Origin of the sequence: Mycolicibacterium neoaurum (genome assembly GCF_036946495.1) — a bacterium.
Taxonomy (GTDB): Bacteria; Actinomycetota; Actinomycetes; order Mycobacteriales; family Mycobacteriaceae; genus Mycobacterium; species Mycobacterium neoaurum_B.
This window is the reverse complement of record NZ_JAQIIX010000002.1, coordinates 287,483-302,120: the sequence shown is the minus strand read 5'-3', so window position 1 is coordinate 302,120 and position 14,638 is coordinate 287,483. Positions and strand designations below refer to the sequence as shown.

The 14,638-nt window shown below is 65.6% G+C and carries 15 protein-coding genes; 6 read left to right on the top strand and 9 right to left on the bottom strand.

The genetic code is table 11. The features are described from left to right. The first annotated feature begins 8 nt into the window (after window positions 1–8). Complete coding sequence (locus tag PGN27_RS06855) at window positions 9–302, top strand: nuclear transport factor 2 family protein (RefSeq protein WP_335325487.1); 294 nt, start codon at window positions 9–11, stop codon at window positions 300–302. Beyond that, window positions 299–1,138 (top strand): SDR family NAD(P)-dependent oxidoreductase, encoded by an 840-nt coding sequence (locus PGN27_RS06850; protein ID WP_335325486.1) that lies wholly within the window; start codon window positions 299–301, stop codon window positions 1,136–1,138. Before PGN27_RS06855 ends, PGN27_RS06850 begins: the two co-directional genes overlap by 4 nt. A gap of 20 nt (window positions 1,139–1,158) precedes the next feature. Here PGN27_RS06850 and PGN27_RS06845 read toward each other — a convergent pair whose 3' ends face one another. From PGN27_RS06845 to PGN27_RS06830, 4 genes are all read right to left on the bottom strand, one after another. Next, window positions 1,159–1,545: a VOC family protein gene (locus tag PGN27_RS06845; RefSeq protein ID WP_241473957.1), complete on the bottom strand. Its 387-nt coding sequence runs from the start codon at window positions 1,543–1,545 to the stop codon at window positions 1,159–1,161. Further along, on the bottom strand, window positions 1,542–1,847 hold the full coding sequence (locus PGN27_RS06840; RefSeq protein ID WP_030137289.1) for an ArsR/SmtB family transcription factor: 306 nt from the start codon (window positions 1,845–1,847) through the stop codon (window positions 1,542–1,544). The genes PGN27_RS06845 and PGN27_RS06840 overlap by 4 nt, the downstream gene beginning before the upstream one ends. Window positions 1,848–1,954: 107 nt before the next feature. After that, window positions 1,955–3,268 carry a hypothetical protein gene (locus tag PGN27_RS06835; RefSeq protein ID WP_335325485.1) on the bottom strand — a complete coding sequence of 438 codons (1,314 nt, stop codon included), beginning with the start codon at window positions 3,266–3,268 and terminating at the stop codon, window positions 1,955–1,957. A gap of 106 nt (window positions 3,269–3,374) precedes the next feature. Further along, a complete protein-coding gene (locus tag PGN27_RS06830; protein WP_335325484.1) occupies window positions 3,375–5,702 on the bottom strand; it encodes a hypothetical protein in 2,328 nt (775 codons plus the stop codon). A gap of 366 nt (window positions 5,703–6,068) precedes the next feature. Between PGN27_RS06830 and PGN27_RS06825 the strand changes: the two genes are divergently transcribed. Further along, a complete protein-coding gene (locus PGN27_RS06825; protein WP_030137292.1) occupies window positions 6,069–7,325 on the top strand; it encodes an ammonium transporter in 1,257 nt (418 codons plus the stop codon). On the opposite strand, the gene PGN27_RS06820 is transcribed toward PGN27_RS06825, so the two are convergent. From PGN27_RS06820 to PGN27_RS06810, 3 genes are all read right to left on the bottom strand, one after another. Beyond that, the gene (locus PGN27_RS06820; RefSeq protein ID WP_335325483.1) at window positions 7,326–7,982 is read right to left on the bottom strand and encodes a DUF4333 domain-containing protein; all 657 of its coding nucleotides are present in this window, start codon (window positions 7,980–7,982) and stop codon (window positions 7,326–7,328) included. After that, complete coding sequence (locus tag PGN27_RS06815; protein ID WP_335325482.1) at window positions 7,979–9,430, bottom strand: neutral zinc metallopeptidase; 1,452 nt, start codon at window positions 9,428–9,430, stop codon at window positions 7,979–7,981. Before PGN27_RS06815 ends, PGN27_RS06820 begins: the two co-directional genes overlap by 4 nt. 75 nt (window positions 9,431–9,505) lie before the next feature. Beyond that, a complete protein-coding gene (locus PGN27_RS06810) occupies window positions 9,506–10,084 on the bottom strand; it encodes a TetR/AcrR family transcriptional regulator (protein WP_335325481.1) in 579 nt (192 codons plus the stop codon). A gap of 172 nt (window positions 10,085–10,256) precedes the next feature. Here PGN27_RS06810 and PGN27_RS06805 point away from each other — a divergent pair, with 172 nt between their 5' ends. Further along, complete coding sequence (locus PGN27_RS06805; RefSeq protein WP_418888560.1) at window positions 10,257–10,526, top strand: hypothetical protein; 270 nt, start codon at window positions 10,257–10,259, stop codon at window positions 10,524–10,526. A 56-nt stretch (window positions 10,527–10,582) separates the two neighbouring features. On the opposite strand, the gene PGN27_RS06800 is transcribed toward PGN27_RS06805, so the two are convergent. Continuing rightward, a complete protein-coding gene (locus PGN27_RS06800; RefSeq protein WP_335325480.1) occupies window positions 10,583–11,464 on the bottom strand; it encodes a DUF1295 domain-containing protein in 882 nt (293 codons plus the stop codon). 29 nt (window positions 11,465–11,493) lie between these two features. Next, window positions 11,494–12,138, bottom strand: a complete 645-nt coding sequence (locus tag PGN27_RS06795; RefSeq protein WP_335325479.1) for a TetR/AcrR family transcriptional regulator — start codon at window positions 12,136–12,138, stop codon at window positions 11,494–11,496. A 98-nt stretch (window positions 12,139–12,236) separates the two neighbouring features. Here PGN27_RS06795 and PGN27_RS06790 point away from each other — a divergent pair, with 98 nt between their 5' ends. Continuing rightward, a complete protein-coding gene (locus tag PGN27_RS06790; protein ID WP_472850857.1) occupies window positions 12,237–13,484 on the top strand; it encodes a CaiB/BaiF CoA transferase family protein in 1,248 nt (415 codons plus the stop codon). Beyond that, a complete protein-coding gene (locus tag PGN27_RS06785) occupies window positions 13,484–14,629 on the top strand; it encodes a thiolase family protein (RefSeq protein WP_335325477.1) in 1,146 nt (381 codons plus the stop codon). Before PGN27_RS06790 ends, PGN27_RS06785 begins: the two co-directional genes overlap by 1 nt. Window positions 14,630–14,638: the final 9 nt, after the last annotated feature.

Genomic DNA, 14,638 nt, shown 5'->3' with positions numbered 1-14,638 from the left:
GAACGTTCATGACCACCCACGCCACGCCGGAGGACGGCCGAGCAGTCGCCACCTTCACCGCCGACGCCGTGGTGACCGACGAGGGCCGCGACTACACGGGCCGCGATGAGATCGGTGCCTGGCTGGCCGCGTCGGCCGGTGAGTTCACCTACACCGCGGAGTTCGTCGGGGCGACCATGACCGACAACGGTGTTGACGTGATTCAGCATCTGGAGGGCGATTTCCCCGGCGGGGTAGTCGACCTGCACTTCCGTTTCACCGTGGACGGCGAGTCGATCAGCCGATTGGTGTGTGAGGCATGAGCAGGCGATGGTTCATCACCGGCGGGACGCCCGGTAACTTCGGGATGGCGTTCGCCGAGGCGGCGCTGGAAGCGGGGGACCGCGTGACGATCACGTCCCGGCGCCCGCAGGAGCTGGCCGACTGGGCCGATCGTCATGGCGATCGGGTTCTCGTGGTCCCGCTGGAACTCACCGATGCCACGCAGGTGCGGCGCGCGGTGCAGGCCGCCGAGGAGCGGTTCGGTGGTATCGATGTGTTGGTCAACAATGCCGGCCGCGGTTGGTACGGATCGATCGAGGGTATGGACGAGTCCGCCGTGCGGGGGATGTTCGAACTGAACTTCTTTGCGGTGCTGTTAGTGACGCGTGCTGTGCTGCCCGGGATGCGTGCCCGCGGAAAGGGCTGGATCGTCAATGTCTCCTCGGTGGCAGGGCTGGTGTCGGCACCCGGTTTCGGCTACTACAGCGCGACGAAGTTCGCCGTCGAGGCCGTCACCGATGCGCTGCGTGTCGAGGTCGCCGGGCAGGGCATCTCGGTGTTGGCGGTGGAACCGGGCGCCTTTCGCACGAACGCTTACTCCGGTTTCGCCAACGAGCCGATCACCGAACCGATTTCGGAGTATCACGACATGCTCGAGCAGGTCCGTGCAACCTTCGTCGAGATGGATGGTGTTCAGCCCGGTGATCCGCACCGCGGTGCCCGTGCGGTGATCGCTGCAATGGCTCAGGACCCGCCGCCTCGGCGTCTGGTGCTGGGCAACGGCGGATACGACGCGGTGATCGATGAGCTGGAGCAGACCCTGGCCGAACTGCGTGTGAACGAGACCCTCTCGCGCAGCGCGGACTTCCCCGACTGAGGGGTATGCCCGTGACAGGTTCAGGCGGTCTGCTGGATCTGGATGAGGTTGCCGCAGGTGTCGTCGAGCACGGCCGTGGTGACCGGCCCCATGCTCACCGGTTCTTGGGTGAACGACACGCCCATCTCGCTCAGCCGGTGGTGCTCGGCATGGACGTCGTCGACGGCGAATGCCGTGAACGGGATGCCGTCGGCGGCCAGAGCCTCCTTGAACGGCCGAACCGCAGGGTGTTCGTCGGGTTCGAGGACGAGTTCGGTGCCGCCCTCATCCTCCGGCGACACCACGGTGATCCAGCGGTGGTCACCCATCGGCACATCGTGTTTCGGTCGGAATCCGAGGACTTCGGTGTAGAACCGCAGCGCCTTGTCCTGATCGTCTACGAAAACGCTGGCCAATGTGATTCTCACGGTGATCCTTTCCGTGCTGTCGAACGGGTATCGGGCTTGTCGAGCCATCGCTCGACGATCGTTATGAGCGGAGTTGTGTCGAGGTCATGAAGTTTGTAACGACCTTCACGTCTGGTCTTCACCAGACCGGCCTCTTCCAGGACATCCAGATGCTGCGAAATCGCCTGTCGTGACGAGCCGAGTCCATGCTTGGACGCCAGCCGTGCGCAGATCTCGAAGAGGGTCTGCCCGTCGCGTTCGGTCAGTTCGTCGAGGATTGTGCGGCGTGTGGGATCTGCCAGTGCCTTGAAGACATCACCCACCCACCGAATGTTATGCAAGCGGCCACTTGCATGTCAACGCCCTGAATCGCTCCACCCCACACGGACTACCTTTCGGTGCTGGTGAATCGAATTCGCACGCCCTCCGATCACCCCTGGCGTCGTCGCCGAGCGCTCACCACGGCGCCGATCACGGCCAGCACTGCGATGCCACCGAGTCCAGCAGCGACCCAGGCGAGCACCGGCGTCGACGAGTCCGCCTTCTCCGCGGTGCTGCGTTCCTCGGCCTGCAGGCGGTAGCCGGGCGGCAGGTCGGTTCCCGGTGTGCTCAATCCGGGGAGGCGGTCGGTCAGCGAGACGGTGAAACTGCGTCGCCCGGAGTCGGTGGGTCCCCAGGTGCCCCAGGCCGGTGTCTCCTCATCGAGCAGCACCTTGGTCAGCGACCGAGCCGGATCGTCACCGAGGTCGACCACCTTCTTGACGACCACAGGCTTGTACGACGCGTCGCCGAGTTTGAAGGACACCAGCACGTTTTCGTAGGTTGTCGGCACGGCGGGCTTGGGGGGAGGCGGTTGACCGGGTGCGGGTACGTAGCCGCCACCGGAGAAGCTACCCACCGACACGTTTGTCACCCGGCCGGCCGGATCGTTGACCACCGCGGTGAAGCTGTGCACGCCCGCCTGCGGCACGGTGAGAACCGTCGGCCGCAGCGGCGCGAGCTCGGTGATGTACGGCCGCCCGTCTGCCACGTAGGCGATCGTCACCGGGGTTCGGTATGGACTGATCAACATCGGTTGATACCACTGGGTGTACTGAACCCAGGACGAGTCCCATTGGGTGACGACCGAACTGGACTCCGAGAGGTATTCCGACTCGACGAGGCTTTGTAGCTGTTCGATCTGTGTCGCCGATGCTTCGGTGGCCTCGCTGAATTCGGGCTCCGCACGTGATGCCGTCTCCAGGTCTCCGGCATCGATATCGGCGATATCAGGGGAGGCGATGTCGGGGGTGGTGTCATCAGGGGTGGTGTCACCGTCAGACGCCTGCCCGGGGGACGCCGGATCATCGGCGCCTGTCGATGTGTCGGCGTCAGCACCGGGAGCGTCGGGAGCAGCGCCGGGATCGTCCTGCTGAGGACCGGTCTCACCGGTTTGGTCCGGCTCAGAATCCGGAGCCGAGCCCAGCGCAGGTTCCGGTTGCGGCTCGGGCTCGGGTTCCGGTGCGGGTTCTGGCTCCGGCTCTGAAGCAGGCTCCGGCTCCGGGGCAGGCTCGGGTTCCGGCTCCGGCTGCGGTTCGGGCTCTTGTTGTGGTTCCTCGGCGGCTTCCGCGGGCGGCGAGTCGACTTGAACGGTTCCCTCGTCATCGTCGAACGGATCGGCCACTGCCACCGCGGGAGCGGCGAAAAGTGTTGCGGTTGCGGTGATGGCGGCGGCTGCGGTGAGCCGGACTGTGCGGGAAGACATGAGCATCCTTGGCTGGAGTCGGAGTTGACCGGTAATGGGTGGCTGCGAGATCAGGCGGGTGATGCGGCGAGAAAGCCTCATCACCCGCCTGCGAGATACTCGACCCTCAGCCGGCGGCGCTACTGTCGCGTTCGGCGGTGGTGAGGGCGAAGGAGCTTGTCTGCCACGCCTTCATGAACTGATCGAGCGGCACGGCGAGGCCTTGTCCGTGCTGCAATGCGCTGTCGTTGAGGTAGACGACGCCCTTGGTCATGTTGACGCTGAGCACGGTGACGGCGTGATTGGACTCGTCCAGGCCGTCCCGGTACCGCGCCCAGCGGTCGCCGAAGAACTGCTTGTTCCACGCGTCGTAGACCACTCTGTTGTTGACGCTGACGATCACCGACTGGCCGTTTTCGAGTGCGGTGGTCATGTTGTCCAGTGCCAGCGATCCTTCGGTCTTGAGATACGTGGTGTAGTCGGCGTTGATGCCGAACCTGTTCAACAGGGTGATGACGTCCTCTCGGAACGTCCCACGCCCTTCCCTCTCAATGTAGATAGGTTCGCCTTTGATGACACCGCTGGGCAGCGTCTCCGCCAGGTACTGCACTTCGGCGGCGATCGCATCCATGTCGACCGGCATGCCGTTGGCGGTCAACTGTGCGATGACAGCGGAGGTGGCCATCAGCGCGCACGTGCCGAATTCGCCCTGGTACTTCCAGTATTGATAGTTGGCAAGGTAATTCCCGTACTCGGTATCACCGGCAGACGGCGGGGCGATGGGTTCCGGCTGGGAAACGCCGAACGCGCGGGACAGATCGTCGGTGAGATAGGTCATGCTCTCCTGGAAGACTTGAACCTGGTGCACGAATGCCGCCGCGACCCGCGAGCCGATCTGCTGGATGGACGGCAACGACCAGACCCATCTGGTCTCGGTGGCCTCCGGTGCCACGTTCGGCGAGCTGCTGAGCTGGGTGGTGACCAGCTTGTGGTTTTGGGCTCCCCATGCCGCCATGAAGTCGTCATAACTCAGCACCAGGCCCTGCCCATCGTCCCGGGTGGGGTCATTGATGGTGACCGTCCCGTTGACATTGTCGACTCCGATGACGACGACGGTCTTCTCCTTGACGTCAGTGCTGTCCGACACCGGGCCGTTGATCGGGACGATCATGGCCTTGGTCGGATCCAGCAGACCTTTGGTGAGGTCGTCGAACGCCTTGCTCGCCTGGTCGGTGCCGTAGCTGCGGATGATGATGCGAACGTCCTTGTCCTGCAACACCTCATAGGTGTCTGTCCAATAGACGAGCCGTGCGCCGGGACCTAGATAGACCATCGTGCCGGGCACTCTGAGGCTTGGGGTGTTCGCTGCCTTGGCGAGGAAGCTCGCTAGATCCACGGGGGTGCCGGTCAACTGCGCGTACGCCATGGCCACGGTCGCCAGCCCGGCTGAAAGGAAGTCGCCGGATTGCACGAAGTACTGGGCATTGCCTGTCGGATTACCGAACGGCAGCGACCTGGTGATCACCTCCTGGGTGAACCCGAGGATGCCGATCACATCGTCGCGCAGTGCCGTCAGACTGCGTTGGAACCCGTAGAGCTGGTTCATCACGGCGAAGTACACATTGGTGCCGAGTTCCTGCAGCCCGCGCAGCAGTTCTTCGGGAGTGGGCAGGCCGAACGGGTTGCTCGCCTGCGCTACCGCAGCGGCAGGCACAGCGGCCGGAGACAGCGCCGCCGCGCGCCCCACGGCGCTCGAGGTGGAGGCCAGCGTGTAGAAACTGGCGCCCGCGGATCCGGTGATGGTGCTCAGCCCACTGTCGTTGACCGCCGGCGTGAGGAGGGGAGTGCTGTCGGGTTCGGGTGGCGCGGACGCCGATGAGCCGTCCGAGATCACCGGGGAATTGGCAGCGGCTGGTTGCGGTGTGGCGGTGGATTCGTTCGAGGTGCCGGTCGGGTTGTTCTCCTCGACGATGGTGACCGCCTCGGCCACGGTCTCCTCGGGGATGACTTCTTCGGAGCCGCCGATGGTCTCCTCGGCGGTTGCATCGTCCTCGTCGAGACCCGAACCACGGGTGGGTAACCCTTCGCCCCAGCTGCCGTCGGAGTCGTCGGACTGCTCCGCGTCGTCCTTGGCGCGCGTTCCGGAGCTGTCTTCGGAATCGTCCGGTGAAGAGTTGTCAGTCTCGCGCGACGACCCGCCGCTGCCTTTCACCGGTCCCGCGGTGGTCGATCCCGCATCGGAGGACGACGAGGAATCGGAGCTGTCGGAGGAACCGGTGCGGGTGGTCCCCGAGGGTGCATCTGGCGAGTCGGCGGCCGCGATGGCCGCGCCGCCGAGCATCGCGGCTCCCATACCAAGGGTCATCGCGCCCGCGCCGAGCCACAGCCGTGCTTGCTGGGCTCGGCGTTCACCCACGCAGTCCGGATGCGCTTCCTGTGTCCCGTCCACCGTCATCGATTGCTCCCCACTCCTGGTTTGACGCCTACGTAAAAATTGCTGAGCGAACCGAACAATACGCATCGCGGGGCTATATCCGCTGTTCAATCACGGTTTTTACGTGGTCGTGCAAGTGTGGCAAACCTCAGGAAGGTCTTCGACGAGCGAATGACCTAGATTTGCCACCCCGGGGTGCGTCGATGGCTAAGTCCACCGACCGGGGCACGGGTGTTGCGGTTGCGAGGAGGGCACCTGCGGGCGGCCTCGGTGACGCCCGGCAATCGTCGCCGCTGTCAGATAGCTGAAATAGGCCGATCCGGAGATCGCGGGCACACCCACTGTGTCATAGTCGTCCGGGCGTTTTGCCCTGACGAAGGAGCCCGCGTGCAGATCGACCCCGCCGCCACCGCCTGGTTGCTCGTCAGCACCGCGATGGTGTTGTTGATGACCCCGGGTCTGGCCATCTTCTACGGCGGCATGGTCCGCTCCACCGGCGTGCTGAACATGATCATGATGAGCTTCATCGCCATCCCGGTCGTCACGGTCACCTGGATCGTGGCCGGCTACAGCCTGGCGTTCGGCACGGACGCCGGGGGCGGAATCATCGGCGGGCTCGGCCACCTCGGCTTGTCCGGTATCGATGTGTCCGCGGTGCGCTCCAATGTGCCCGAGCTGCTGTTCGTGACGTTCCAGTTGGCGTTCGCCATTCTCACCGCGGCGCTGGTCAGCGGCGCGATCGCCGACCGGGCGAAATTCTCGGCGTGGACGCTGTTCGTCGCGCTGTGGACGTTGGCCGTGTATTCGCCCGTCGCGCACTGGGTCTGGGGACCTGGCGGGTGGCTCTCCGTCTTCGGCGCGCTCGACTTCGCGGGTGGATTGGTTGTCGAGATCGTCTCGGGGGCCTCGGCTTTGGCGCTCGCGCTGGTGCTCGGCCCGCGTATCGGGTTCAAATCCGAGGCCATGCGCCCGCACAATCTCCCGTTCGTCCTGCTCGGTGTCGGCCTGTTGTGGTTCGGCTGGTTCGGTTTCAACGCGGGCTCGGCATTCGCGGTGGACGGCAAGGCCGCGGTCATCTTCCTCAACACGCTGATCGCCGGATGCCTCGGGATGCTGGGCTGGCTCGCAGTCGAACGCTTCCGCGATGGGCACCCGACCACCTTTGGCGCCGCCTCCGGCGTCGTAGCGGGCCTGGTCGCCATCACGCCGTCATGCGGGTTCGTCTCGCCGCTGGGCGCCGTAGTGGTCGGTCTGGTTGCGGGCGTGGTGTGCTCGTATGCGATCGGGTGGAAATTCACCGCTGGATACGATGATTCGCTCGACGTGGTGGGAGTGCACTTCGTCGGCGGGGTGGTCGGAACCTTCCTCATCGGTCTGCTCGCAGCCGAGGCCGTGTCGGGCGGTCCCGAGGGCCTTTTCTACGGCGGCGGGATCACCCAGGTGGGCAAGCAGACTCTGGGCATCGTCGTGGTCGCCGCGTTCGCGTTCACCGTGTCGTTCGTGCTGGGAAAGGTGATCGACGCGACCATGGGATTCCGGGTAACCCGCGAAGACGAACTATCCGGTATCGACTTCACCCAGCACGCCGAAACGGCGTATGCCGAAGGTGTGCACGGCCAGCAGCACAAGCGTCCCGGTACCTGATCACCGCGGTCCGTCCACGGCGAACGTGCCGCGGTCGTCGGTGAACTCGGCATACACCTGCCGGATCGCCCCGTCGATCTCGACGTCACAGGTGAAGCTGTCGCCCTTGGCGGCCGATGGATCCTTGCCGCCGTTGCACCGCAGTGCGCTGATGGAGTTGGCGCCGTATCCGTTGATCGGATCAGACAGGATGGCGCGCACCCCGGCCTCGGCCGTTTCGACCCTGATCACCGGAGCACGGTCGAATCCGAACTGCCAGATGCCGATACCGACGCCGACAACGGCGACACCCGCCAGTCCGGCAATGGTGGCGGCGCGCCGGTGGTCCGGTGTTGTCCGTTGCCGTCGATGTCCACCGGCCTGCTGCTCCGGCCGGAGCAGGTAGCGGTTCGGGTCGATCGGCGGGCGTCGTGCGGGTTGCGGTGTCGGCTGTCTCGGCCCCGGCTGTCCTGGCCGCGGGGGTTGGCGCGCAGGTGCCGGTGGCGCCGGATAACCGTGTTGAGGTCGGTGCGGCGGCGGCCCCTGGTTGGGCGGGTACGGCATCCGCGGCGGTGCCTGCGCAGGTGTCTGTGGCGGGGGCGGTGCCGCCCCACCGGGCCGCGCCCACCACGGCTGAGCCTGACCTGGTGGCTGATTGGGGTTCGGCGGCCGTGTCATGCGGGACCGAAGCGCTGATAGCAGGTGTCGGCTTCGCCGCCGAGGCCTGAACGGTACGCCAGGATCCTGGTGAAACCGGCCGGCGCGGTCACTCCGTTGACATCGCTGGCGGCCAGGCCGTTGGTCAGCAGTCCGGAGATCGCCTCATCGGTGTCGCCGGCGGACAACGTCAGGGTGCCGCCGGGTTCGGCCATCCGGCCCTGCGCGACGCCGGTCAGGCACGCGGTGCGCAGCGCCGCGATCGCTGTATCCAGCGGGTCGCCGCGCTCCTTCTGCAGGGCCAGCGCGTATCTGGATGTCACGATCGACAGCGCGGTGTTGTCGCCCTGGAGCAGTACGCCCTGGTCCTCGGCCTTCGGAGTCCCCAACGCCTGCAGCGTGGGGAGATTGACGTTCACGGTGTTGGTCGAGGGGCAGTAGGACGCCGGGGACACTGTCTGCGCGTCAGGGCAGGAGGCCATGTCGAGGTTCAACGACGGCGGACTGGCCGGCTGATAGATCTGGGTAAGGGTGTCCATCAGGCTGGTCAGCAGTTGTTCGTCGATCGGGCTGTCACTGGCCGACGGATCGCCGTAGGCGTCATAGGACAGAAACTTCGGGAGATCGCCTTGACGCTCGGTGATCTCGGCCATGTCGATGGCCGCACACTGATCGGCGTTACCGGCGAACCCGATCTGGAAGGCACTGATGCGGTCCAGGGCTGACCCGTGCGCGTCCCCGGTCAGGATGGCTTCTTCCTGGGTCATGAGCGGGTCGCGGATGTAGATGGCGCCGGCCAGAACGTGATTGAGCCCGTCCCCGGTGCTCAGGTCGAATCGCGGGGACTTACCCGCCGCCACCCAATGCAGGTAGACGCCGGCGAAACAATCGGCCTGTTGCTCCTTGACCAGCACCGGGGTCGACTTCTCGACCAGATGGGCTTTGGCCTGCACGGCGTGGCCGAACTCGTGGGCAATCACCCCGACCACACCCATGTCCCCGAAGTATTGCGCGGCGCCGGGAATGAACTGCCCTCTGTCCCAGGCCATCACATCGTCACCGAAGCAGTAGAAGGCGTTCGACAGATCGTAGAGCTCGTTACCGCAGACGGTGGGTGACGCGGGATCGGCTGCGTCATAGGACACGAGTCGCGACACCGGGCTGTAGGTGCCGGTAAGGGCGCCCTCCCAGTTCTGTGACCAGAAATCCTCGAGATCATCGACGGCCCGTAGCACCAGCTGGTCGACCGGGCCACCGTCGCTGTTCTCGGCGACGCTCACCGGCGCCGGAGCGTCGGGGCGCGGCCCGCTCGGCCCGTCGCGGGCGGGCGGGCCGCCCGCGCGCTGCGGGTCGTACAGCATGGATACCGGGCGCCCGTCGAGGACCGTGGAGGCGCAGCCGGACAGGATCAGAACGAGCATGAGCACCCCGCTCAGCCAGGCACCACGGCCTGCGAACCGTCGATCCATGGTCGAAGGCTAACAAGCCGACGTGCCGAAGTGCCGACCGAGATGATCCGGAGTGACTGCGGAGCGGGCTCTGGATCAGTTCTCGGCGGGCACCAGGATGCGGCCGGCCACTCGTAGGATGTGCCGACCCAGAGTGGCGTCATCGACGTCGGTGACCAGTGGATGGATAAGGGCTGCGCTCAGGGCCGCGGACATGACTGCCGCATTCACCCGTGCCGCGGGATCGGTTCCGGCGCCGAGCAACACGCGGTGCAGCCGGCCCATGAATCGCACGAACGGGGGGTGCTCGTCGAGCAGGCGCACCACGACCGGGTCGTATTGCAGGACGCGAGTCAGCCTGCGCCGGGCGACCATTCGGTCGACGACGCGGGTCAGCAGAATGTCTCGGGCCACGTGCACATCGGGTTCGGCCTCGGCGGCCTCGAGTGCGGGCTGCAGAGCGGCGAGCTCACTCTCGATGACGGCGATGACGACCTCGTCCTTGCTTTTGAACTGGTGGTAGACAGCGGCTTTGGTGACCCCGATGGCATCGGCGATCATCTGTAACGAGGTGGCACTGACGCCATGCGTTCCGAAAAGTTCCAGCGATGCGGCGATCACCCGCTGCTGCGCGCCACTGTAGCCGTGTGACAGCGATCCGCCGGTTGCGCTCACCCGTCCAGGGTAGCCGCTCGGCTAGTGGAAGCACCTGCGTCAACGCAGGTCTAAGAGTCCGCCCCTGCTATGAGCCAGATCACAGATCCTGGGGGGAGCGTTTACGTCGTTGACACCGGCGGTACCCAGCGCACGTTCAGGTAGGTGTTCTCACAGAACAGGATTACGTGTCATGAATGTGAATGTGAAGAAGCTGATCGCGGGTGCAGCCGTCGCCGGTGGCCTTGTCGCCGGACCGCTCGCTGTCGCCGGTGTCGCCGCCGCCGAGCCTCATCCGATGCCCCCGGCCCCGCCCGCCGCTCCGTCGGTCGGCACCCCGCCGGCGTGGGCCCCGCCCAAGCCAGTGGACCCGGCATGGGCGCAGGGCCAACCACAGGTGTGGGATAGCGGATGGAACCACTGGGGCGTGTGGATCAACGACGTCTTCGTGCCGACCTACTGATCGGACCTGCTCACCGAACGGCTGCCCCTGAATGGGGCAGCCGTTCGGCGCATCGGTCAGGTTTTGGGCGGCCGCGGGACGAAACGGGACACCCGGTCGATGACGTCCTGGTAGGAGGGCCTCCGGGCCAGGCTGCGTTCCTCCATCATCGGGATGCTGGCTCCGAGGAACATGGCGAGGATGGCCAGCGCACCCAGGCTCGACAACCACCAGTACCCGGGCGCGGCCGCGATCCCGAACAAGGTCAGTGCTGCCCAGAAAGTGAACTCGCCGAAGTAGTTCGGATGCCTCGACCAACTCCACAGCCCCTCGTCCATCGCCTGGCCCTCCCGGCGTCCCGCCACGAACCTGTGCATCTGCATGTCGGCGACGAGTTCGAGCGCCACCGCTCCCACGCCGACGACCAGGGCGACCCAGCTCAGCCAGACCAAACCCGGACCGGGGCGGGTTATGGCGATGTACACCGGCACCATCGCGAGGAAGACCTGCAGCGTGGGAATGAGATGGATGGCGACCAGATCGGCCAGGATCTCGAATCGCCCGGCCCGTTGCTTGAACATCGGGTAGCGCCAATCCTCGTGATGGAGTCCCGGAAATGCGTACACCCAGTTCGCGGTCAGGCGCACGGCCCACAACACGATGACGATGGTCACCAGCCACGTGCGCAACACATCGACGTCCGGCGCGGATCGGTACCACCAATAGAACAGCAGTAAGGGCGGGATGACGCTCCAGAAGGCGTCGTAGAAGCTCGAATTGCGGTACACCCTGCTGAACACGAAGATCACCAGGGTCGCGAGAACGTCGGCGATCAGGGTGTCCAGCCACAGAATCTCGGTGGACGGACCCCACCACAACCACACCGCGGCTGCCGCCACCGCCAGGACATAGGCGGAAGTGACCAACGCCAGTGAGCGTGCTTTGCCGATCGTCGTCATCGTCGGAGCCTACGACGGCAGGCGAACCGTCAGCCGCCGTTGGTGACCCCGTTCGCGATGAAGTCCCAGATCTCGTCCGGGCTGATCGCGTCGTCTCCGATACCACCGTCGCCGGACTGCGCGACGGTCATGACGGTTTGCATCGCGATCACGGCGATCCGGCGGGGATCGACGGACGGACGCAATCTGCCGGCCGTTGCGGCATCGGCCATCAATTCCGACAGCAGGTCCAACACCGGCGCCTGAGCCACCCTGACCTCGGCGGGGTGGGATACCGAAAGCCGGGGCGCGACATCGGTGAACAGCGGGCGGTGCACGGCCGCATCGGAGTGTGCGGACGTGAAGAGTAATCCGACGGCGACCCTTAGTCGTTGGACGGGGTCGGTGTGGGCGCTGACGGCACCGCGAATCTGATCGGCCAGTTGACCCAGCGCATCCTCGAACAGTGCGAGCAACAACTCGTGCTTGCCGTCGAACTGCAGATAGAAGCTCCGCAACGACTGCCGCGACCGATCGACCACCTCTTGGACGGTGAAGTCGGTGCTGCCCTTCTCGGCCATGATCGACTGGGCGGCTTCGAGAAAGCGTTGGACGCGCTGCGCGGCACGTAGCTTGGCCGGCCTGAGCGAGCGCTCCAGGGCGCGCTGCTTCCAGGCGGGTTCGGTGTCGGTCACGCGGCCAGGATACTTGCGATCTCGTATTCTGAGAATTGCATTCTGCACACGCTTCGCCCGGGTCGTGTCCCGCCGATCTGCCGCGGCATGGTTATGTGATTTGTGTGACAGGCCCACTTTCCGGCATCACCGTCGTTGCCATGGAGCAGGCGGTATCGGCGCCCATGTGCACCAGGGTGCTTGCCGACTTCGGGGCCCGGATCATCAAGATCGAGAATCCCGACGGTGGCGATTTCGCCAGGTCCTACGATGACGTCGTCAACGGCATGGCCGCCCATTTCGTCTGGGCGAACCGGGGCAAGCACTCGGTGACCCTCAACCTGAAGTCACCTGCCGGCATGGATGTGCTGCACCGACTGCTCGATGACGCCGATGCCTTCGTCTGCAATCTCGCCCCCGGCGCCACGGACCGGTTGGGCTTGGGTCCGCAGGATCTGCAGCGGCGACACCCTCGCGTGATCCCGGTCCAGATCGACGGATACGGCGCCGGTGGTCCGCTCTCGGGTAAACGCGCCTACGACCTGCTGGTGCAAGCGGAGTCCGGATCATGCGCGACGACCGGCCATCCGGGCATGCCCGCCAAACCGGGCCCGCCGGTTGCCGATATCACCACGGGCCTGTATTCGGCGCTGTCGATTCTCGCGCTTCTGGTGGGCCGTGCCGGTGGCGGTGACGATGCTGCGCCGGCCGTCTCGGTCAGCTTGTTCGACACCATGACCGACATCATGGGATATCCGCTGACCTACGCCCAGCATTCTGGAATCGACCGGCAGCCATTGGGAATGGGTTCGCCGGCTGTCGCGCCGTACGGGGCGTACGGCACCCGCGACGGACAGACGGTGGTGCTCGGAACGACCAATGATCGCGAGTGGCAGCGATTCGCCAGGGACGTCATCGATCGTCCCGACCTGGCCGACGATCCGCGCCTTGCCACCAACGTCCAGCGCTGCGTGCACCGCGACGAGATCGACGTGGCGATCGAATCATGGTGCGCGCAAAACGATCTCGACGATATTCAGCGCACCGCTGATGCCGCCGGGATAGGGAATTCGCGTTTCAACACCCCCAGCGAGGTCGTCAACCACCGGCATCTGGCGGTGCGTGACCGGTGGCGACCGGTCCATACGCCCCACGGTGAGATCACCGCGTTGCTTCCGCCGCCCATCATCGCCGGTCACGAACTGGGGATGGGAGCGGTTCCGGGACTCGGCGAGCACACCGACACCGTGCTGACCGAGTTCGGTTACAGCAGAACCGAACTGGCCGCCCTGCGCGATATGGGGGCAATAGGGCCGGCGTTCACCGGCAGCGGGGAGCACCCGCCCACGACGAAGGAGCAGACCTGATGCGCGAGACCGTCATCGTAGGAGCCGTGCGCACCCCGGTGGGAAAGCGCAACGGCGCGCTGTCCGATCAGCATGCCGCGGACCTGTCAGCCCTGGTACTCAACGAACTGTCCGAACGCACCGGTGTGGACCCGGCACTCGTCGATGACGTGGTCTGGGGTTGCGTATCGCAAGTGGGCGATCAATCCAGCAACATCGGGCGCTATGCGGTGTTGGCAGCCGGCTGGCCGGAGTCGATTCCGGGCACCACGGTGAACCGCGCCTGCGGATCGAGTCAACAGGCGCTGGACTTCGCGGTGCAGGCCGTCATGTCGGGTCAGCAGGACGTGGTGGTCGCCGGGGGAGTCGAGGTGATGAGCCGCGTTCCGCTGGGGGCCGCACGCACCACCGGCCAACCGTACGGCCCGAAAGTACTTGCCCGATATGACAATTTCGCCTTCAATCAAGGTCTGTCCGCCGAGATGATCTGTCAGCAGTGGGGGCTGTCCCGGGCGCGTTGCGACGAGTATTCCGCGCGGTCGCACGAACGCGCCGCAGCGGCGCAGGATTCCGGTGCGTTCATCGACCAGATCGTGCCGGTGTTCACCGAATCCGACGTGATCACCCTCGACGAGGGCCTCCGACGCGGCACCACGGTCGAGACTCTCGGCGGTCTCAAACCCGCTTTCACCGAGGACGGCATCATCCACGCAGGTAACTCCTCACAGATCTCCGACGGGGCGGCTGCGCTGCTGGTCATGAGCTCCGACCAGGCGCTGAATCTGGGTCTCACACCGCTGGTCCGCTACCGGGCCGGCGCGGTCACCGGAGCCGACCCGGTGCTGATGTTGACCGCTCCCATCCCGGCGACCGAGAAGGTGTTGCGCAAGTCCGGCGTCGGGATCGACGAGGTGGGGGTATTCGAGGTCAACGAGGCTTTTGCGCCGGTGCCACTGGCCTGGCTGGCCGAGACCGGGGTGGCGGAGACCAAGCTCAACCCACTCGGCGGTGCCATCTCACTAGGGCATCCGCTCGGGGCATCGGGCGCGGTGTTGATGACCCGAATGATCCACCACATGCGCGACAACGGTATTCGGTACGGGTTGCAGACCATGTGTGAGGGCGGCGGCACCGCCAACGCCACCCTCGTCGAGCTCGTGGCCTGAGCGAAAAGG